Below are 16,331 nucleotides of genomic sequence, written 5' to 3'. Positions count from 1 at the left end.
GTCCCTTCACCGGTGGTCCCGGCACCGGCGGTCCCTTCACCGGTGGTCGCGGCACCGGCGGTCGCAGCAGCGGCGGTCACCGCGCCGGCGGTCGCGGCGTCGGGGACCGCCGTCCCGGCTCCGGGGCCACCTCCCGGGGCCGACGGCGTCCCGCCCCCGCCCGGCGCCGGGCCCGCTCCGGGCGGGCCCCCGGACGGAGCGGGCCCGGCGCCCGCGCCGCCGCGGCCGCCCGGAGCGGGGATCCCGGCCCCGGGGGCGGACTACGCCTGGCCGCTGCTCCCGCCCCCGGCGGTCACCGCGGTGTTCCGCAAGCCCGCGTTCCGCTACGGCCGCGGGCACCGCGGCGCCGACCTCGGCGGCTCCCCCGGGCAGGCGGTGCTCGTCGCACGGGAGGGGGTAGTGGTGTTCGCCGGGCGGATCGCCGGGCGCGGCGTCGTCTCCGTCGACCACCCCGACGGGCTGCGGAGCACCTACGAGCCGGTGACCGCCGTCGTCGTCGCCGGGGCGCGGCTCGCCGGGGGCGACCCGGTGGGGACGCTGGAACCCGGGCACATCGGGTGCCCGGTCGCGGCCTGCCTGCACTGGGGCGTGCGCCGGGAGCGGCTCGACCACCTGGACCCACTGGTGCTGCTGCGGCCTCCCCGGGTGCGGCTGCTCCCCTGGGAGGGGGCGCCGGAACCCGCGGAGGACGCTCCGGGCCGGGTCAGCCCGCCAGCGCCGGCCGCATCGACGCCCGCAGCCGGGTGATCACCCGGGCGTGCAGCTGGCAGACCCGGGACTCGGTGACCCCGAGGACCCCGCCGATCTCGGCCAGCGTCCGGTTCTCGACGTAGTAGAGATGCAGGACCAGCCGGTCCCGCTCCCCCAGCAGCCCGATCGCGGCACGCAGCTCCGCCCCGGTCTCCCTCCGGACCGCCGCGGTCACCGGGTCCACCGAGTCGTCGGCCGGGAGCGTCGACAGCGGCGAGCCCGCCGGGCCGACCGCGCCGAGGTCCTCGGCGCTGACCAGGTACATCGGCCGCCGGGCCTGACGGAGGTCGCGCACCGCGACGCCCAGCTCCGCGGCCAGCTCGCCGTCGGTCGCGGGGCGCCCGGCGCGGAACTGCACCGCCTCACGGGCCCGTTCGACCTCGCGGCTGCGCGCCCGCACGGTGCGGGGCACCCAGTCCTGGGCACGCAGCTCGTCGAGCATGGCGCCCCGGACCCGCTGGGCCGCGTAGGCCTCGAAGCGGATCCCGCGGGCGGGGTCGAACCGGTCGACGGCCTCCATCAGGCCGAACGTCCCGGACTGCAGCAGGTCGGCGAGCTCGATCGACGACGGCAGCCGCACCGCCAGCTTCGTCCCCACACCGCGCACGAGCGGGGCGTGGTGCTCGACCAGGCGTCGTCGCGTGGCGGCGCCCCGGGTGGCGAGGAACTCGCGCCACAGCGGCACGACGGCCGGCTCGACGGTCTCGTTCAGGTGACCCGGTGTGGCGTCGGGCGTGTCGCGGGGCGCCCGGCCCGTCGCCGGGACGAGGGCGATGCACGCGGGGGCCGCGCCCGCCGGCGGTCGTCCGGTGGTGGCGTCGAGGGGGCCGCCGCGCGGGTGCCCGGGTGGGTCGGGGACCGGTCCGAGGACGGCCGCGCGGGGCACGTCGGCCCCCGCGGCCCTCCGGTCGAGGGCCGTGGCCAGGGCGGTGGGGAACGCATCGGGACGGCGGGGCGTCGTGGGGGACGCCTCAGGCCCGAGGGTGCGCCTGGTCATGAACCACCTTCAACCGGTCGACGGTCACATGCGTGTAGAGCTGTGTCGTCGACAGCGTAGCGTGACCGAGTAACTCCTGTACGTAACGAAGGTCGGCTCCGCCCTCGAGCAGATGGGTCGCCGCGGCGTGCCGCAGACCGTGCGGTCCGACGTCGGGGACGCCCGGTACCGACCGGATCGCGCGGTGCACGACGGTCCGGGCGACGCGCGGGTCCAGCCGCCCGCCCCGCACGCCCAGCAGCAGCGCCGGCGGCGACGACGGGGTCGCCAGCGCCGGTCGGCCGTGGTCGAGCCAGCGGCGCAGGGCGCGCGCGGCGGGCACCCCGAACACGACGGTCCGTTCCCGGTCGCCCTTGCCCCGGACCCGCAGCGTACGGGCGGACTCGTCGACCGCCCCGACGTCCAGCCCGCACAGCTCCGCGACCCGGATCCCGGTCGCGTAGAGCAGTTCGAGGACCAGCAGGTCGCGCAGCGCCTCCGGGGCGTCCTCGGCCGCGCCGGAGGTCACGGCGGCCAGCACCGCCGCGGTCTCCGCCGCGGCAGGCACCTCCGGCAGGACGGTGCCCGCGCGCGGCGACCCGAGCCGGGCGGCCGGGTCGTGGTCGAGCCGCCCGGTGCGCACCGCCCAGGCGCAGAACGTGCGGGCCGCGGCGGTGCGCCGGGCGACGGTGGCCCGCCCGGCGCCTGCGGCGTGCGTCGCGCCGAGCCGCCGACGCAGGTGGTCCAGGTCGAGCGCACCGAGGCCGGGGAGCCCGCGGAGCAGGTCGGTGAGGTCCGAGCGGTAGCCGCGGACGGTGTGCGGCGAACGGTTCCGCTCGTGACTCAGGTGCCCGGTGAACTCCTCGACGGCGGTGGCGACGTCCGGCGCGAGCCCGTCACCGGCGGCGGCCCCGTCGCTGCCCGCCGGCCCGGCGCTCCCTGCGGACCCGGCGCCCGCGGCACGGGCGCCCGCCGGGCCCACGGCCGGCCCGTCGACCGCGCCGGGGACCGGCTCGGTGGCCGCGGGACCGGACGACCCCGCGGGACCGGGGGACTCTGTGCGCGCCATGCCCGGACGGTCCGCCGCCGCGGGGCCCCGGTCAAGGACCCGCGCGGCGTGCCGGACGCTGCCACAGTCCCTGGTGGTACTCGGCGAGCCCACGGTCCTCCAGTTCGGTCAGTGCCGCGCGCAGCTCGTCGGGTCCGACGCCCGCTGCCTCCCCGATCCGTCCCGGCGGCCACGCGGCCCGGGCGGGCAGCGCGTCGTGGACCGCCAGCACCCGCGGGTCGAGCCCGTCGGTCGGGCGGGACTCCCCCTGCGGCGGCAGGGCGAGGTCCACACCCAGCCGGCCGACGACCTCCAGGACGTCCTCAGGACGTCCGACGAGACCCGCCTGGTGGGAGCGGACCAGCTCGTGGCAGCCGACCGACATCCCCGAGGTCACCGGGCCCGGCACCGCCATCAGCGGGCGCCCGAGCGCGGTCGCGTCGGCGGCGGTGCGCTTCGTCCCGCTGCGTGCCCCTGCCTCGACGACCAGGGTCCCGACACCGAGTGCGGCCAGCAGCCGGTTGCGGACGAGGAACCGCAGCCGCCCGGGGATCGTGCCGGGCGGGTACTCGGTGAGCACCAGTCCGGTCGCGGCGATCCGCTCCAGGAGACCGGTGTGCGCGGCCGGGTAGACGCGGTCCGGGCCGCAGGCCAGCACCGCGACCGTCGCGCCGTCGACGGCGAGCGCTCCGCGGTGCGCGGCGGCGTCGATCCCGAACGCGGCGCCGGAGAGGACCGCGACGCCGCGCCGGGCCAGCGTCGCGGAGAAGTCCGCGGCCACGTTCAGCCCGTACGGGGTCGCGGCACGCGACCCGACGACGGTGACCGACCGGTCGGCGAGCGTCGCGATCTCCCCCGGCCCGCGGGCCCACAGCGCGATCGGGGGCGCGAGGTCGGCCCGCGGGGCCTCGGCGAACGACCGGAACGGCCACGACGGCCAGCCCCGGTCCTCCGGCACGAGCAGCCGGGCCCCGGCTGCCGCGGCCGCCTCCAGGTCGGCCTCGGAGCGGTCGGTACCCCGCCTGGCCGCCGCGGCGCGCAGCAGCTCGTCGGGGACGGCACCGCGACGCAGCCGGTCGGCCGCCTCGACCGGCCCGTACCGGTCGACCAGGGCGACGAGGTGCCGGTTCGGGGGTTCGACGCAGCGCAGCAGGTAGGCGCGGGCGCGCAGGACCTCCTCGGGCACCGTGCCGGCGTCGGTACCCGGGCGGACGGCCGGGACCGGGGCGCTCACGCGGCACCCCGCTCGCGGAAGTACAGCGCCGCGTCGACCAGGCCGCGGTCGGGCCGTTCGGCCCCGGCGAGGTCGCTGAGCGTCCACGCGACCCGCAGCGCGCGGTCCGCGCCGCGGGCACTGAGGTCCCCGGCCCGCAGCCGGGCCTCCAGCGGTGCGATCACCCGGGCGGGCAGTGGGAAGCGGGTCCGCAGGGCGGGGCCGGGCACCTCGGCGTTGCACCGCCACCCGTGCTCCGACCAGCGCGCGACGGCGGCGGCGCGGGCGTCGAGCACCCGGCGGCGGACGGTCGCGGTGTCCTCGCCCCGCTTCTCGGTCACCCGCAGCGCGGTCACCGGCTCCATCGCCACCCGCAGGTCGACCCGGTCGAGCAGGGGGCCGGACAGCCGGGACATGTAGCGGCGGCGGACGTCGGGGCGGCAGGTGCAGTCGCGGTCGATCGGCGGTGCGCACGGGCACGGGTTCGCCGCGAGCACGAGCTGGAACCGGGCCGGGTAGCGCACGGTGCCGTCGGCGCGGGACAGCCGGACCTCGCCCTCCTCCAGAGGAGTGCGCAGCCCGTCGAGGACCGAGGCCGGCCAGTGCGGGCACTCGTCGAGGAAGAGCACACCGCGGTGGGCCAGCGACACCGCACCGGGCCGGGCGACGCCGCTGCCCCCGCCGAGCAGCGCCGCGGTCGACGCCGAGTGGTGCGGCGCCACGAACGGCGCGCACGTACTGAGCGCCCCGCTGTCGCCGAGCCGGCCGGCCACCGAGCGGATCGCGGCGAGCTGCAGCGCCTCGGCGCGATCGAGCTCGGGCAGCAGCCCCACCACGCGCTGGGCCAGCATCGTCTTGCCGGTGCCGGGTGGGCCGACCATCAGCAGGTGGTGCCCGCCGGCGGCGGCGATCTCCAGGGCGCGCCGGGCGTCGTGCTGGCCGAGCACGTCGGCCAGCTCGGGTGCCGCGACGGCCGGGGCCTCCTCCTGCCCGCCGTCGTGCCGGTGCAGCAGCCGGTTGCCCGACGCCCAGTCCAGGACGTCGCCGAGGCTGTCGGCACCGAACGCCTCGATCCCGTCGACCAGCGCGGCCTCGGCGAGCGCGGCTCGGGGCACGACGGCGCGGACCATCCCGGCGTCGCGCGCGGCGAGCAGACAGGGCAGCACGCCGAGCACCGGCCGCAGCCTGCCGTCGAGGGCGAGCTCGCCGAGCAGCGCGGTGCCGCGCAGCCGGTCGGGCGGCACCGCGTCCGCGGCGACGAGGACACCCAGCGCCAGGGCGAGGTCGAACCGGCTGCCGGTCTTGCGCAGGGTCGCCGGGGAGAGGGCGAGCACGATCCGCTCGTTGGGCCAGGTGCGGCCGGAGTGCACGATCGCGGACCGGACCCGGTCCTTGGACTCGTTGAGGGCGGCGTCGGGCAGGCCCACGAGGTGCACGCCGGGCATCCCGCCGCCGATGACCGCCTCGATCTCGACGGGGACGCCGTCGACGCCGTGCAGCGCCACCGACCAGATCCGTGCCGGGGGCCGCATCAGAACGCCGCCGGGTAGTGGGTGAGCGTGACCGGCCGGCCGGGCCGGATCAGGACCGCCACGACGTCGAACCTGATCTCCACCCAGCTCACCCGGTGGGCGGCCATGAACGCCTTCGCCAGCAACCGGATCCGGCGTGTCTTGCGGCGGGTCACCGCCTCGGCGGGCTCGCCGTAGCGGAGCCCGGAACGGGTCTTGACCTCGCAGAACACCAGCCGTTGCTGCGGGTCGACCGCGACGATGTCGATCTCGCCGTGCGTGCACCGCCAGTTGCGGCTGAGCACGACCATCCCGTGTGCCCGCTCGAGGTACTCGGCGGCGGTGTCCTCACCGCGGCGGCCGAGCTCGTCCTTCGCTGCCATGGGTCCACGATCGGGCCGGACGGGCCCGTCGCGGGGGTGGATCGGCAGGCTGTGGACGGATCCGCCGGTTGGGGACGGGCACCGCCGGCCGCGCCGCCGGGGCGGCGGAACCGTCGGTGGGGTCTGCTACGCGCTCAGCCCGGGAACTGGTCGTCGTCGGGGAGCCGCAGGTCAGGGGTGTCGAGCTCCTCGATGTTGACGTCCTTGAACGTCACCACCCGCACGTTCTTGACGAACCGCGCCGGGCGGTACATGTCCCACACCCACGCGTCGGACATGCGGACCTCGAAGTAGACCTCGCCGTCGGCGTTGCGCGGGGCGACGTCGACGGAGTTGGCCAGGTAGAACCGACGCTCCGTCTCCACGACGTAGGAGAACTGGGCGACGATGTCGCGGTACTCCTTGTAGAGCGTGAGCTCCATCTCGGTCTCGTACTTCTCGAGATCCTCGGCGCTCACCGGCCCGCTCCTCCTGTGACGATCTCCAACGACTCCCACGCCCCGACCGTGTCCTCCGGGTCTCCGGGGTCGGGTTCCTGCTCGGGGAGCGCCCCATTGTGGACCAGCCCCGCCGGGGCCTCGCGCCCGGCCACCGCGGCGACGTTCGCGAAGGAGAACCGGTGCTCCGGGCAGGGCCCGTGTGCGCGCAGCGCGGCCTCGTGGTCCGGGGTGCTGTAGCCCTTGTGCACGGCGAAGCCGTAGCGGTCGTGCTCGGCGTCGAGCGCGGTCATGATGCGATCCCGGGTGACCTTGGCCAGCACCGACGCCGCCGCGATGCAGGCCGCCACCCGGTCCCCCTTCGGCACGGCGAGGGCGGGGCGGCCGAAGCCGCGGACCGGGAAGCCGTCGGTCAGGACGTAGCCGGGCGGGACCGCGCTCAGCGCGGCCACCGCGCGACGCATGCCCTCGATGTTGGCCACGTGCACCCCACGGCGGTCGACCTCGGCCGCCGGGATCACGACGACGGCGTGGTCCAGCGCCCGGGCGCGGATGCGGTCGTACCAGTGGTCGCGGGCGGCCGGGGTCAGCAGCTTGGAGTCGGTCAACCCGTCGAGGGCCTTCGCGTCCGCGGGCCGCAGCACCGCCGCGGCGACGACCAGCGGTCCGGCACTCGCACCGCGACCGGCCTCGTCGACGCCGGCGACCGGGCCGAGCCCGTGGCGCTGCAGGACCGTCTGCAGGGTCCAGGTGCCGCCGTCGCGGACGACGGCACGCGGCGGACGCAGCCCGTCGGGCAGGACCCGTACGGGCCGTCGGCGGGCGCGCGGCCGTCCGGTGGGACGGGCGCGGCTGGGCGGAACCGGCACGGTGCTCCCGGTCAGGCTCTCCGGCGCCACCCGTGCGGGGGGCGCGTCGCGGGCAGGAACCGCTCGGCCTCGGCCCGGGCGAGCAGAGCGCGTCGCCGGCCGGCCGCGAGCGGCAGGGTCCCCAGGATGCCCAGCGCCAGCGGCAGCCCGGCGGGCAGCCCCGGGAGGCCGGCCGCCTCGGCGGTGGTCTGCGGGTCGACCGCGCTGACCCAGCCGAACCGGTCGAAGGGCAGCACGATCAGCCGGACCTTGCCGATGATGTTGGCCTCGGGGATGGGGCCGTGCCCGGCCGCCCGGGAGTCCGCGGAGTTGTTCCGTGAGTCGCCCATCATCCAGTACTGGCCCTCGGGGACGGTGATCGGGCCGAACGGGATCTGCCGGGCCGGACCCGCCTCGGGCAGGTAGTAGATGTAGGGCTCCTCCAGCGGCTGCCCGTCGACGACGACCTGGTTCAGCGCGTCGCAGCAGGAGACGGTCTGGCCGCCGACGGCGATCACCCGCTTGACGAAGTCCTTCTCGTCGGGCGGGGCGATGCCGACCAGCGAGCCGAGCGACTGCAGGCCCTTGAGCAGCGGGTTCTCGCTGCCCTCGCCGCTGTAGGTCTCGCTGGCCCAGCCGTCGGTGCCGCGGAACACGACGATGTCGCCCGGGGTGATGTCGGTGAAGTTGTAGGTGACCTTGTCGACGAGCACGCGGTCGTTGTTGCAGCCGGTGCAGCCGTGCAGCGTCGTCTCCATCGAGCCCGACGGGATGACATAGACCTTCGCGAGGAAGGTCTGGATGAGGACCGTCAGCAGGATGGCGACCCCGGCCAGGAGCAGGATCTCCTTCCAGAACGCCGTCTTGGGCTTCTCCTCGCCCGCCGCGGCCGCGGCGGAGCCGCGCCCGGTCAGGGCGGCGATCCGGCCGCCGACGCCGACGGGGCCGCTGCGGCGCGCGGCGCGGCCACCGGTGGCGCGCTCCGGCTCGTCCGTCGCGTCCTGCGGGTCGGCGGGGATGTCGTCGGGGTCCTCTGCCGGTTCCGCCGGGGCGGCGGCCGGGCGACGGCGGCGCGGGGGCCGCGCCGGCGCGTCGGCGCCGGGGTACGGGACGGCGACGGTCCCGGGGTCGGCGTCGACGTCGTCGCCGACCGGGGCGGCGGCCGCGCGGGCGCGCCGCGGGTCGGCCTCCGGAGGCACCCGGCGACGCGTGGTCGCGGCGGCGTCGGGGTCCGGCGGGGCCGGGCGACGGGTGGTCGGGGCCCCGTCGGCGTCCGGTGGGACGGGACGGCGGGTCGTCGGTGCGGAACCGTCGACGGGCGGGCCGACGGGCCGGCGATCGGGGACACCACCGTCGGGGCGGGGCTCCGGGCGGGCGCCGTCGGAGTAGTCGGCGGACGGGCCGCGGACGGGCGGACGGCCGGAGACACGACCGCGCGGGTCGGGGCGGCCGTAGCCCTCGGTCGCGTACCCGTCGGGCCCGCGGCCCTCGGGCGCACGACCGTCCGCCGGGTAGCCGTCGACACCGTGGCCGCGGGGGGTGCGACCGTCGGGGGCGCCGGGCGCGGGACCGGAGGGGCCGAAGCCGGGGGCGGCGGGGGCCGAGCCGTTGCGCCGGGGCGCGTCGGGGCCGCGCAGGGGCGGTGCGGCGGACGGGTCGAACCCGGAGGCCCGGCGACCGGGCCTGCCGTCGGGGGCGGGCTGGTCGGGGCCCGGGCGGACGCCGTGACGTCCGGTGCCCTCGGGGCGCCCGGCCGGCGGCGCCGGATGACGGGGGTCCGGGGCCTGCTCCGGACGGCTGCCGGACGGCGGCCACGGCCTGCCGTTCGGTGCGGCGCCGGGCCCGGGGCCGTCGGGCCGGTTCAGCCGGGCCGCGTAGCGGGCCCGCAGCGTGTCCGGGCCCTCGGTGGCCGGGGCGGGCCGCTCCTCGGGGAGCGGGCCGCCCGCGTCGACGCCGTGCCGCCCGGAACGTCCGGCGGCGAGCTCGTCGAAACCGTTGCGGTAGCGACGCCCGCGGGGACGGGCCTCGTCGGCGCCGTCCTCCGGGCCCGCGTGCCGGGTACGGACCCCGCGCGGTGCGCCCTCGGGCTCACCGTCCGCGGAGCCGTCCCGGGCCGGCACTCCGTGCTGCAGCGCGGTGCCGAGCAGCCACTGCTGCTCGTCACCGTCCGGCTCACCACCGGCGGGCGGCGGGTCCTCGGGGGCCCGCCGCCGACCGGGGCGCTCGGGAACATCGCTGCCGCGATACCGCCGGGGGCGGGCCCGGCGGTCGTCGGGGAGCTCGGGGAAGGCCACGCGTCGAGATTACGTCACCGGTCCGTCACGACAGGGTGACGGTCAGGACGCGGTGGTCTCCCGGCGCTCCTTGATCTTCGCGGCCTTGCCGCGGAGGTCGCGGAGGTAGTACAGCTTCGCCCGGCGGACGTCGCCGCGGGTGGCGACCTCGATCTTCTCGATGTTCGGCGTGTGCACCGGGAAGGTGCGCTCGACGCCGACGCCGAACGAGATCTTGCGGACGGTGAAGGTCTCGCGGGCACCCGAGCCGTGGCGGCGGATGACGACGCCCTGGAAGATCTGGGTACGGGTGCGGTTGCCCTCGATGACCTTCACGTGCACCTTGAGGGTGTCCCCGGGCCGGAAGTTCGGGATGTCGGAGCGCAGGGTCTCCGCGTCCAGTGCGTCCAGGGTGTTCATGTCGACGGTCCGTCCTCGTGTGTCGTTCGTGCGGGTCGTGCGGTGCCGGTCCCGGGTCGATCCGGGATCGCGCCCGGGCCACGGGGCGGTCGTGCCGTACGGCGACGACGCTCCTCACGTGGCGGGCTCGGTACGGCCGGCGCCACCGGCGGGACCGGGGGCACACGTGACCGTCACCGGGCACCACACGCGGCGCTGGCAACCCGTCCATAGTGCCAGACGGGCAGATCGCTCCGGACACCCGGTGGTGCGAGGGCGTCCGGAGCGGCTCCGCGGGCCCGGTCGTACCGGACGGACCGGGCACCGCCGGTCGCCGGTGGAGGCCCGCCGGGCGACGGCGGAACGGCCCCCCGCGCCGGCCCCGGAGCCGGGCCGCGGACGCCCACCGGCGGGAACGCTCAGGTGGTGGGGGCGTCGGCGTCGTCGTCGGGGCGCCGGGCGGCGAGCACGGCGCGGTCGGCGGCGTCCAAGGCGTCCGGCCCGAGCGCGTCGAGCAGGTCGGGGCGCCGGTCCCGGGTCCGTTCCAGGGCCCGGTCGCGCCGCCAGCGGGCGATCGCGGCGTGGTTGCCGCCGCGGAGCACGTCCGGCACGGCCAGGTCCCGCCACACCTCGGGACGGGTGTAGGACGGGCCCTCCAGCAGCCCGTCGGAGAAGGAGTCCTCGGCGGCCGAGCGCGGGTTGCCCAGCACCCCGGGCAGCAGCCGGGCGACGGCCTCGACCATCACGAGCACGGCGACCTCCCCGCCGACGAGCACGTAGTCGCCGATCGACACCTCGTCGACGGTGGTGCCGCGGGCCCGGGCGTCGAGCAGCACGCGCTCGTCGATGCCCTCGTAGCGGCCGCAGGCGAAGACCAGCCGCTCCTCGGCCGCCCAGGCGTGCGCGGTGGCCTGGGTGAACGGCCGCCCTGCCGGGGTCGGGACGACCAGCCGGGCGGGCGGGTCGGGGGTGGCCAGCACGTCGTCGAGGGCCTCGCCCCACACCTGGGGGCGCATCACCATGCCCGGCCCGCCGCCGTACGGGGAGTCGTCGACGGCCTGGTGCACGTCGTGGGTCCAGTCCCGCAGGTCGTGCACGGCGACCTCGAGCAGCCCGCGGTCGATCGCCCGCCCCAGCAGTGCCTCGCGCAACGGCTGCAGGTAGGACGGGAAGATGGTGACGACGTCGATCCGCACGGCGCGGATCGTCGCAGGCGCCCGTCCCCCCGTGCAGAAGGAGGTCATGCGATGTCGGAGTCCTGGGCCGAGCCACTCTGGTCGACGGCGGCGCAGTGGAGCCTGCTGCCGCCGGTGCTGCTCGCCCTGCTCCTGACGACGGCGATCGGCCTGGAGCGCGAGGCCGGCGCGAAGAGCGCCGGTCTGCGCACGCACGTGCTGGTCGGCGTCGGCGCGGCGGTGTTCATGGTCATCTCGAAGTACGGCTTCGCCGACCTGCTCGCGACCGAGCACGTCGCGCTGGACCCGTCCCGGATCGCGGCCCAGATCGTGTCGGGGATCGGGTTCATCGGTGCCGGGCTGATCTTCGTCCGGCAGGACGTCGTGCGCGGGCTCACCACCGCGGCCACGATCTGGCTGGCCGCCGCGGTCGGGACGGCGTGCGGTGCGGGCCTGGCCCCGCTGGCCGTCCTGGCGACGGCGGCGCACTTCCTGGTGACCCGGGGCCTGCAGCCGGTCGCGCGGGTGGTGCGGCGGCACCGTCGCCGACCCCCGGTGCTGCGGATCCGCTACGACGACGGCTACGGCGTCCTGCGCGGGGTCCTGGAGCGCTGCACCGCGGCCGGGTTCTCGGTGGCGGGGGTGGCCGTGCACCGCGGCTCGGTGGCCGCCGACGGCGTCCGGGTCGCGGCGCTGACCCTGCGTCTCGACGGCCGGGGCGACCTGCCCGGCCTGGCCGCCGCGCTGTCGGAGACCGACGGGGTGCGCTCGGCGGAGACCCGGGTCGACCCGACCGAGGACCCGGACGACCCGGACCGCGCCGACGACTGAGCCGACGACTGAGCCGACGAGCGGGCCCGGCTCAGCCCGCCCGGCGGGGCCGCCGTCGCTCGGCGGCGCGCCGGGTCCCGTACAGCGTCATCCCGTGCCGGTCGAGCACCTGCGAGGCCGCGGTGTCCGGGTGCAGCAGCCCGAGCAGGACGTGCTCGGTCCCGATCGACCGGTCGCCGAGCCGGATCGCCTCGCGCAGCGCCAGCTCGAGGGCCTTCTTCGAGGACCGCGCGAACGGGATGTGCCCGGCCCACCACCGTCCGCGCCGCGGACGGTCGAGCGCGCCGGGCCCGAAGCCCGCCTCCACCGCGCTCCGGACGGCGTCGAGGTCGATGCCCAGGGTGGCGAGGGCGTCGGCGTCGCGATCGGGCACGCCGTCCGCCCGGTCGAGCTCCTCGACGACGGCGCGGGCGTCGATCCCGGCCGCGGCGAGGAGCTCCTCCCCCGGTGTGCCGGGGCTGCGCAGGATCCCGAGCAGCAGGTGCTCCGTCCCGATCCGCCCCGCGTGCCTCATCCGTGCGATCTCCTGGGCCAGGACGACGACCCTGCGGGCCTCGCCGGTGAACCGTTCGAACACGTGCGTCTCCCCTCTACACGCCGAGCCTGCGGTACTTCTTGTGCACCGCCTGCCGGCTGATCCGCAGTGCGTCGGCGATCTGCTGCCAGGACCAGCCCTGGTTGCGGGCGCTGGTGACCTGCAGCTCCTCCAGGGACTCCTGCAGCTCGCGCAGGGCCACCACCGCCCGCAGCCCCACGGCCGGGTCCGTGCTGGACGCCGCCGCGGCCACCGCCGTCGCATCGCTCATGACCGTCAACATAGGTTGACACTCCGAGAATGTCAACCCTGGTTGACACTGCGACCACGAGAACGGCCCGGCACCACAGGGTGCCGGGCCGGGATCAGTCCTCCGGGTCGAGCAGACCGTCGGGCGGGTCGAGGACCACGCGCCCACCCGCCACATCGACGGTGGGCACGATCGCCCCGACGAACGGGACGAGTACCTCGTGCCCGGCCGGCCGCCGGACGACCAGCAGGGACCCGCCGGGGCCGTGGACGACGTCGGTGACGGTGCCCGCCTCGGTCCCGTCGACCAGCTCGGCCCGCAGACCGGTCAGCTGGTGGACGTGGAACTCCTCCGGGTCCTCCGGCTCGGCGAGCGCGAAGGTCGACAGCCGGAGCTGGACCCCGCGCAGGGCCTCGGCGGCGTCGCGGTCGGCGACGCCCTCGAAGAGTACGAGCCAGCGGCCCGAGTGGGCGCGCGCACCGGTGACGGTGAGCGGCCCGGGGCCCGCGGCGCGGGGCCGGTGGCCCTGCAGGACGGCACCGGGCGCGAACCGCTCCGCCGGTGCGTCGGTGCGGGGCTCGACGACGACCTCGCCGCGCAGACCGTGCACACGTACGACGACGCCGACCAGGACCTGGCCGGCGTCGTCGGGTGCGGAGCTCGTCACCGGTCGGTGTCGACGACGTCGACGCGCACGCCGCGACCGCCCACACCACCGATGACGTTGCGCAGGGCGGTGGCGGTGCGGCCACCCCGGCCGATCACCTTGCCGAGGTCGTCGGGGTGCACCCGGACCTCGAGGATCCGACCACGACGACCGGTGACCAGGTCCACCCGGACGTCGTCGGGGTGGTCGACGATGCCGCGCACGAGGTGCTCGAGCGCGTCCGCCATGAGAGTCACGACTGGGTCGACTCGGTGGCCGGCTCGGCCGCGTCCTTGGTCGCGTCGGCGACGTCGTCGCTCTTCGTCGCGGCCTCGGCCGGGGCGGCGTCAGCGGTCTTGCCGACGCGGTCCCCACCCTTCTTCTTCGGGGTGGTGGCCGCGGTGGTCGGCTCCTCGTTCGCCGCCGCCAGCGCCTCGTTGAAGCGGGCCAGCTTGTCGACCTTCTCGACCTGCGGCTTCAGGGTGCCCTCGGTGCCCGGCAGACCCTTGAACTTCTGCCAGTCGCCGGTGATCTCGAGCAGGTTCTGCACCGACTCGGTCGGCTGCGCGCCGACACCCAGCCAGTACTGCGCACGGTCCGAGTCGATCTCGATCAGGCTCGGCTCGTTCTTCGGGTGGTACTTGCCGATCGTCTCGATGGCCCGGCCGTTGCGGCGCGTACGGGAGTCCGCGACGACGACGCGGTAGTACGGCTGACGGATCTTGCCCAGACGCATCAGCTTGATCTTGACGGCCACGCTGTGGTGCTCCTCGCGAATGTCGATTCGTGCTGCGATGAGTCAGCCGGCCTCGCGTGGGGTTACGGGCTCGCTCACTCGTAGGTGTCGGCCGTGGCAGGTAGAGGGCCGGCCACGGACCCGATCGGCCATTCTGCCAGACGTCGTTCAGACCGCGGGAAAGGCCCCGACCAGCATGAGGGCCAGGGCCAGCCCGGGCAGGAAGTTGTTGACCGCGTGCGCCACGATCCCGGCGGTGACGCGGCCGGTCAGCAGCCGTGCGACCCCCAGCGGCAGGGCGACGACGAACAGCAGCGGCGCGCGCAGGAACTCCAGGTGGGCCAGCGCGAACACCGCCGTGGTCAGCACGAACACGACCCACCGGTTGCCGACCCAGTGCGCGATGGCGTTCCACAGCAGGCCGCGGTAGACGATCTCCTCGCAGACCGGGGCGACCACCACGACGCCGACCATCACGGCCAGCGCGACCGGCCACGTCGTGCGGATGCCCTCGAAGGCGACGCCGACCGAGGTCGTCAGGTCCGGGCCGACCAGGTAGAGGTAGGCCAGCGCGGCCGGGATCGTCACGAACAGCCCGGCGACGCCGATCAGCAGCCCGATGCCGACGTCCTCCCAGCGGAACCGCAGGCCTAGGTCGGCCAGAGGCCCGCTGCCGAACACCCGGGTCCAGACGACGCAGGTGAGCGCGGCCAGGATCGTCGGGACGACGATCGCGAGCAGGACCTCCTGCGCGGAGTCGACCTCCCCCAGGCCCAGCGCCAGCAGGAACGACGAGCCGAGGAACACGATCTCGACGACCAGGAAGGCCAGCAGTCCGCGGAACGGTCGCGGCGGGGGCGGCGACGGCTCGATCCCGAACAGCCCGCGCCGGGGCGGCGGACCGTACGGCCCGCCAGGACCGTGGGGCGACGGACCACCCGGGCCGTACTGCCCGGGCCCGGTGGGGCCGTACTGCCCGGGCCCGGCGGAGCCGTACTGCCCGGGCCCGGCGGAGCCGTACTGCCCGGGCCCGGCGGAGCCGTACTGCGCCGGCCCGCCCTGCCACCCCGCCGGCGGCCACCCGGCGGGCGGCGGACCGGCGGGCGACGGACCGGCGGCGGACGGGGTGGAGCCGGCCGGGTCGTCGGCGGAGGCTCCGGGCGGTCCCGGCGGCGAACCGGGCGAACTGCTCATGCCCCCGTTGATACCCGACGTCCGCGGATCAGGACCACCGACGGGGCCCGCAGCACGCCGAGATCCCCCCGCGGGTCGCGGTCGTACACGACCAGGTCGGCCGGCGCACCGGGCAGCGGACCCGCCGGGCGGCCCAGCCAGGACCGCGCGGCCCAGCTCGCGGCGCCGATCGGGTCCGGGTGCCCGGCGCGGGCCAGCTCGGCGATCTCGTCGGCGATGCGGCCGTGCCGGATGCCGCCGCCGGCGTCGGTGCCCGCGTAGACCGGGACCCCGGCCTCGATCGCGCGCCCGACGGTCTCCCAGGCGTGGGCGTGCAGGTCGCGCATGTGGGCGGCGTAGCGGGGGTAGCGCGTCGCCTTCTCGGCGATCCCGGGGAAGGTCTCGACGTTGATCAGGGTCGGCACCAGGGCGGTGCCACGGGCGGCCATCTCCTCGATGAGCTCGTCGGAGAGCCCGGTGCCGTGCTCGATGCAGTCGATCCCGGCCCGGATCAGCCCGGGCAGCGCCTCGGTGCCGAAGACGTGCGCGGTGACGCGGGCGCCGGCCCCGTGCGCCGCGTCGACGGCCTCGGCGAGCACCTCGTCCGGCCAGAGCGGGGCGAGGTCGGCGTCGTCGGGGCCCGCCGCGCGGTCGATCCAGTCCCCCACGAGCTTCACCCAGCCGTCGCCGCGGGCGGCCTGGGCCCGGACCTCGTCGACGAGCAGGCGCGGGTCGTCGAGCTCGGCGGCGAGCCCGGGGATGTAGCGCTTCGGGCGGGCGACGTGCCGCCCGGCCCGGATGATCTCGGGCAGGTCCTCGCGGGCCTGCAGCGGCGAGGTGTCGACCGGGGACCCGCAGTCGCGCAGCAGCAGGGTGCCCGCGTCGCGGTCGGTGCGGGCCTGCGCCGCGCACTCCTCCAGGTCGGTGACCGGGCCGTCCGGGCCGAGCCCGACGTGGCAGTGCGCGTCGACCAGGCCGGGGACGATCCAGCCGTCGGTGACCAGGTCCTCCGCGCCGGGCAGCGGCTCCGGGCTGACCCGCCCGGAGCCGTCGACGTACAGGTCGGCGCCCGCGGCACCGTCGGGGCCCAGCAGCGTTCCGCGGAGCCGCCACCCCGCGGCCGGAAGATCGGTCATGGGTGGCGACC

19 protein-coding genes are annotated in these 16,331 nt (G+C 76.7%); 2 read left to right on the top strand and 17 right to left on the bottom strand.

Going from position 1 to position 16,331, the window contains the following annotated elements:
• Window positions 1–42 precede the first annotated feature (42 nt).
• On the top strand, window positions 43–747 hold the full coding sequence (locus tag ZF1_RS08110; protein WP_482636909.1) for a M23 family metallopeptidase: 705 nt from the start codon (window positions 43–45) through the stop codon (window positions 745–747).
• On the opposite strand, the gene ZF1_RS08105 is transcribed toward ZF1_RS08110, so the two are convergent.
• The 10 genes from ZF1_RS08105 to trmD all read right to left on the bottom strand — a co-directional run bounded on the left by ZF1_RS08105 (window position 704) and on the right by trmD (window position 11,034).
• A complete protein-coding gene (locus tag ZF1_RS08105; protein WP_482636908.1) occupies window positions 704–1,747 on the bottom strand; it encodes a FliA/WhiG family RNA polymerase sigma factor in 1,044 nt (347 codons plus the stop codon). The two genes, ZF1_RS08110 and ZF1_RS08105, sit on opposite strands and share 44 nt — an antisense overlap.
• Window positions 1,722–2,795 carry a tyrosine-type recombinase/integrase gene (locus ZF1_RS08100; protein ID WP_482636907.1) on the bottom strand — a complete coding sequence of 358 codons (1,074 nt, stop codon included), beginning with the start codon at window positions 2,793–2,795 and terminating at the stop codon, window positions 1,722–1,724. The genes ZF1_RS08105 and ZF1_RS08100 overlap by 26 nt, the downstream gene beginning before the upstream one ends.
• A 31-nt stretch (window positions 2,796–2,826) precedes the next feature.
• The gene (locus ZF1_RS08095; RefSeq protein WP_482636906.1) at window positions 2,827–4,008 is read right to left on the bottom strand and encodes a DNA-processing protein DprA; all 1,182 of its coding nucleotides are present in this window, start codon (window positions 4,006–4,008) and stop codon (window positions 2,827–2,829) included.
• Window positions 4,005–5,519: a YifB family Mg chelatase-like AAA ATPase gene (locus ZF1_RS08090; protein WP_251784839.1), complete on the bottom strand. Its 1,515-nt coding sequence runs from the start codon at window positions 5,517–5,519 to the stop codon at window positions 4,005–4,007. The genes ZF1_RS08095 and ZF1_RS08090 overlap by 4 nt, the downstream gene beginning before the upstream one ends.
• Complete coding sequence (locus tag ZF1_RS08085; RefSeq protein ID WP_062401027.1) at window positions 5,519–5,881, bottom strand: YraN family protein; 363 nt, start codon at window positions 5,879–5,881, stop codon at window positions 5,519–5,521. The genes ZF1_RS08090 and ZF1_RS08085 overlap by 1 nt, the downstream gene beginning before the upstream one ends.
• Before the next feature lie 134 nt (window positions 5,882–6,015).
• Window positions 6,016–6,339, bottom strand: a complete 324-nt coding sequence (locus ZF1_RS08080) for a DUF2469 domain-containing protein (RefSeq protein WP_020627284.1) — start codon at window positions 6,337–6,339, stop codon at window positions 6,016–6,018.
• Window positions 6,336–7,106, bottom strand: a complete 771-nt coding sequence (locus tag ZF1_RS08075) for a ribonuclease HII (protein ID WP_482638685.1) — start codon at window positions 7,104–7,106, stop codon at window positions 6,336–6,338. Before ZF1_RS08075 ends, ZF1_RS08080 begins: the two co-directional genes overlap by 4 nt.
• Before the next feature lie 92 nt (window positions 7,107–7,198).
• The gene (gene lepB, locus ZF1_RS08070; protein WP_482636905.1) at window positions 7,199–9,460 is read right to left on the bottom strand and encodes a signal peptidase I; all 2,262 of its coding nucleotides are present in this window, start codon (window positions 9,458–9,460) and stop codon (window positions 7,199–7,201) included.
• Between the two features lie 42 nt (window positions 9,461–9,502).
• On the bottom strand, window positions 9,503–9,859 hold the full coding sequence (gene rplS, locus ZF1_RS08065; protein ID WP_060714490.1) for a 50S ribosomal protein L19: 357 nt from the start codon (window positions 9,857–9,859) through the stop codon (window positions 9,503–9,505).
• A gap of 398 nt (window positions 9,860–10,257) precedes the next feature.
• Window positions 10,258–11,034, bottom strand: a complete 777-nt coding sequence (trmD, locus tag ZF1_RS08060; RefSeq protein WP_482636904.1) for a tRNA (guanosine(37)-N1)-methyltransferase TrmD — start codon at window positions 11,032–11,034, stop codon at window positions 10,258–10,260.
• 51 nt (window positions 11,035–11,085) lie between these two features.
• Between trmD and ZF1_RS08055 the strand changes: the two genes are divergently transcribed.
• Window positions 11,086–11,844, top strand: coding sequence for an MgtC/SapB family protein (locus tag ZF1_RS08055; protein ID WP_178376860.1), 759 nt, complete (start codon window positions 11,086–11,088; stop codon window positions 11,842–11,844).
• Window positions 11,845–11,875: 31 nt separating this feature from the next.
• Here ZF1_RS08055 and ZF1_RS08050 read toward each other — a convergent pair whose 3' ends face one another.
• The 7 genes from ZF1_RS08050 to ZF1_RS08020 form a co-directional block, all read right to left on the bottom strand.
• Window positions 11,876–12,421, bottom strand: coding sequence for a Clp protease N-terminal domain-containing protein (locus tag ZF1_RS08050; RefSeq protein WP_405418616.1), 546 nt, complete (start codon window positions 12,419–12,421; stop codon window positions 11,876–11,878).
• 13 nt (window positions 12,422–12,434) lie between these two features.
• Window positions 12,435–12,650: a helix-turn-helix domain-containing protein gene (locus ZF1_RS08045; RefSeq protein ID WP_482636903.1), complete on the bottom strand. Its 216-nt coding sequence runs from the start codon at window positions 12,648–12,650 to the stop codon at window positions 12,435–12,437.
• A 94-nt stretch (window positions 12,651–12,744) separates the two neighbouring features.
• Window positions 12,745–13,296: a ribosome maturation factor RimM gene (gene rimM / locus ZF1_RS08040; RefSeq protein WP_482636902.1), complete on the bottom strand. Its 552-nt coding sequence runs from the start codon at window positions 13,294–13,296 to the stop codon at window positions 12,745–12,747.
• Window positions 13,293–13,523: an RNA-binding protein gene (locus ZF1_RS08035; protein WP_149663515.1), complete on the bottom strand. Its 231-nt coding sequence runs from the start codon at window positions 13,521–13,523 to the stop codon at window positions 13,293–13,295. The genes rimM and ZF1_RS08035 overlap by 4 nt, the downstream gene beginning before the upstream one ends.
• A 5-nt stretch (window positions 13,524–13,528) precedes the next feature.
• The gene (gene rpsP / locus ZF1_RS08030; RefSeq protein WP_062401012.1) at window positions 13,529–14,032 is read right to left on the bottom strand and encodes a 30S ribosomal protein S16; all 504 of its coding nucleotides are present in this window, start codon (window positions 14,030–14,032) and stop codon (window positions 13,529–13,531) included.
• A 147-nt stretch (window positions 14,033–14,179) separates the two neighbouring features.
• Window positions 14,180–15,205: a CPBP family intramembrane glutamic endopeptidase gene (locus tag ZF1_RS08025; protein ID WP_482636901.1), complete on the bottom strand. Its 1,026-nt coding sequence runs from the start codon at window positions 15,203–15,205 to the stop codon at window positions 14,180–14,182.
• Entirely contained in the window at window positions 15,202–16,320 is a 1,119-nt protein-coding gene (locus ZF1_RS08020; RefSeq protein ID WP_405418622.1) for an amidohydrolase family protein, read from the bottom strand. Before ZF1_RS08020 ends, ZF1_RS08025 begins: the two co-directional genes overlap by 4 nt.
• Window positions 16,321–16,331 lie beyond the last annotated feature (11 nt).

Source organism: Pseudonocardia sp. ZF1 (assembly GCF_056835605.1).
Note: the sequence above shows the minus strand (reverse complement) of the source record. Positions and strands in the feature narration are given on the sequence as shown.

What these genes read in the sequence shown, in the direction of transcription:
- ZF1_RS08035 (WP_149663515.1), bottom strand. Translation starts at nt 13,523, where the DNA reads ATGGCGGACGCGCTCGAGCACCTCGTGCGCGGCATCGTCGACCACCCC.
- ZF1_RS08020 (WP_405418622.1), bottom strand. Translation starts at nt 16,320, where the DNA reads ATGACCGATCTTCCGGCCGCGGGGTGGCGGCTCCGCGGAACGCTGCTG.
- ZF1_RS08090 (WP_251784839.1), bottom strand. Translation starts at nt 5,519, where the DNA reads ATGCGGCCCCCGGCACGGATCTGGTCGGTGGCGCTGCACGGCGTCGAC.
- ZF1_RS08085 (WP_062401027.1), bottom strand. Translation starts at nt 5,881, where the DNA reads ATGGCAGCGAAGGACGAGCTCGGCCGCCGCGGTGAGGACACCGCCGCC.
- ZF1_RS08025 (WP_482636901.1), bottom strand. Translation starts at nt 15,205, where the DNA reads ATGAGCAGTTCGCCCGGTTCGCCGCCGGGACCGCCCGGAGCCTCCGCC.
- ZF1_RS08055 (WP_178376860.1), top strand. Translation starts at nt 11,086, where the DNA reads ATGTCGGAGTCCTGGGCCGAGCCACTCTGGTCGACGGCGGCGCAGTGG.
- ZF1_RS08105 (WP_482636908.1), bottom strand. Translation starts at nt 1,747, where the DNA reads ATGACCAGGCGCACCCTCGGGCCTGAGGCGTCCCCCACGACGCCCCGC.
- ZF1_RS08100 (WP_482636907.1), bottom strand. Translation starts at nt 2,795, where the DNA reads ATGGCGCGCACAGAGTCCCCCGGTCCCGCGGGGTCGTCCGGTCCCGCG.
- ZF1_RS08045 (WP_482636903.1), bottom strand. Translation starts at nt 12,650, where the DNA reads ATGAGCGATGCGACGGCGGTGGCCGCGGCGGCGTCCAGCACGGACCCG.
- rplS (WP_060714490.1), bottom strand. Translation starts at nt 9,859, where the DNA reads ATGAACACCCTGGACGCACTGGACGCGGAGACCCTGCGCTCCGACATC.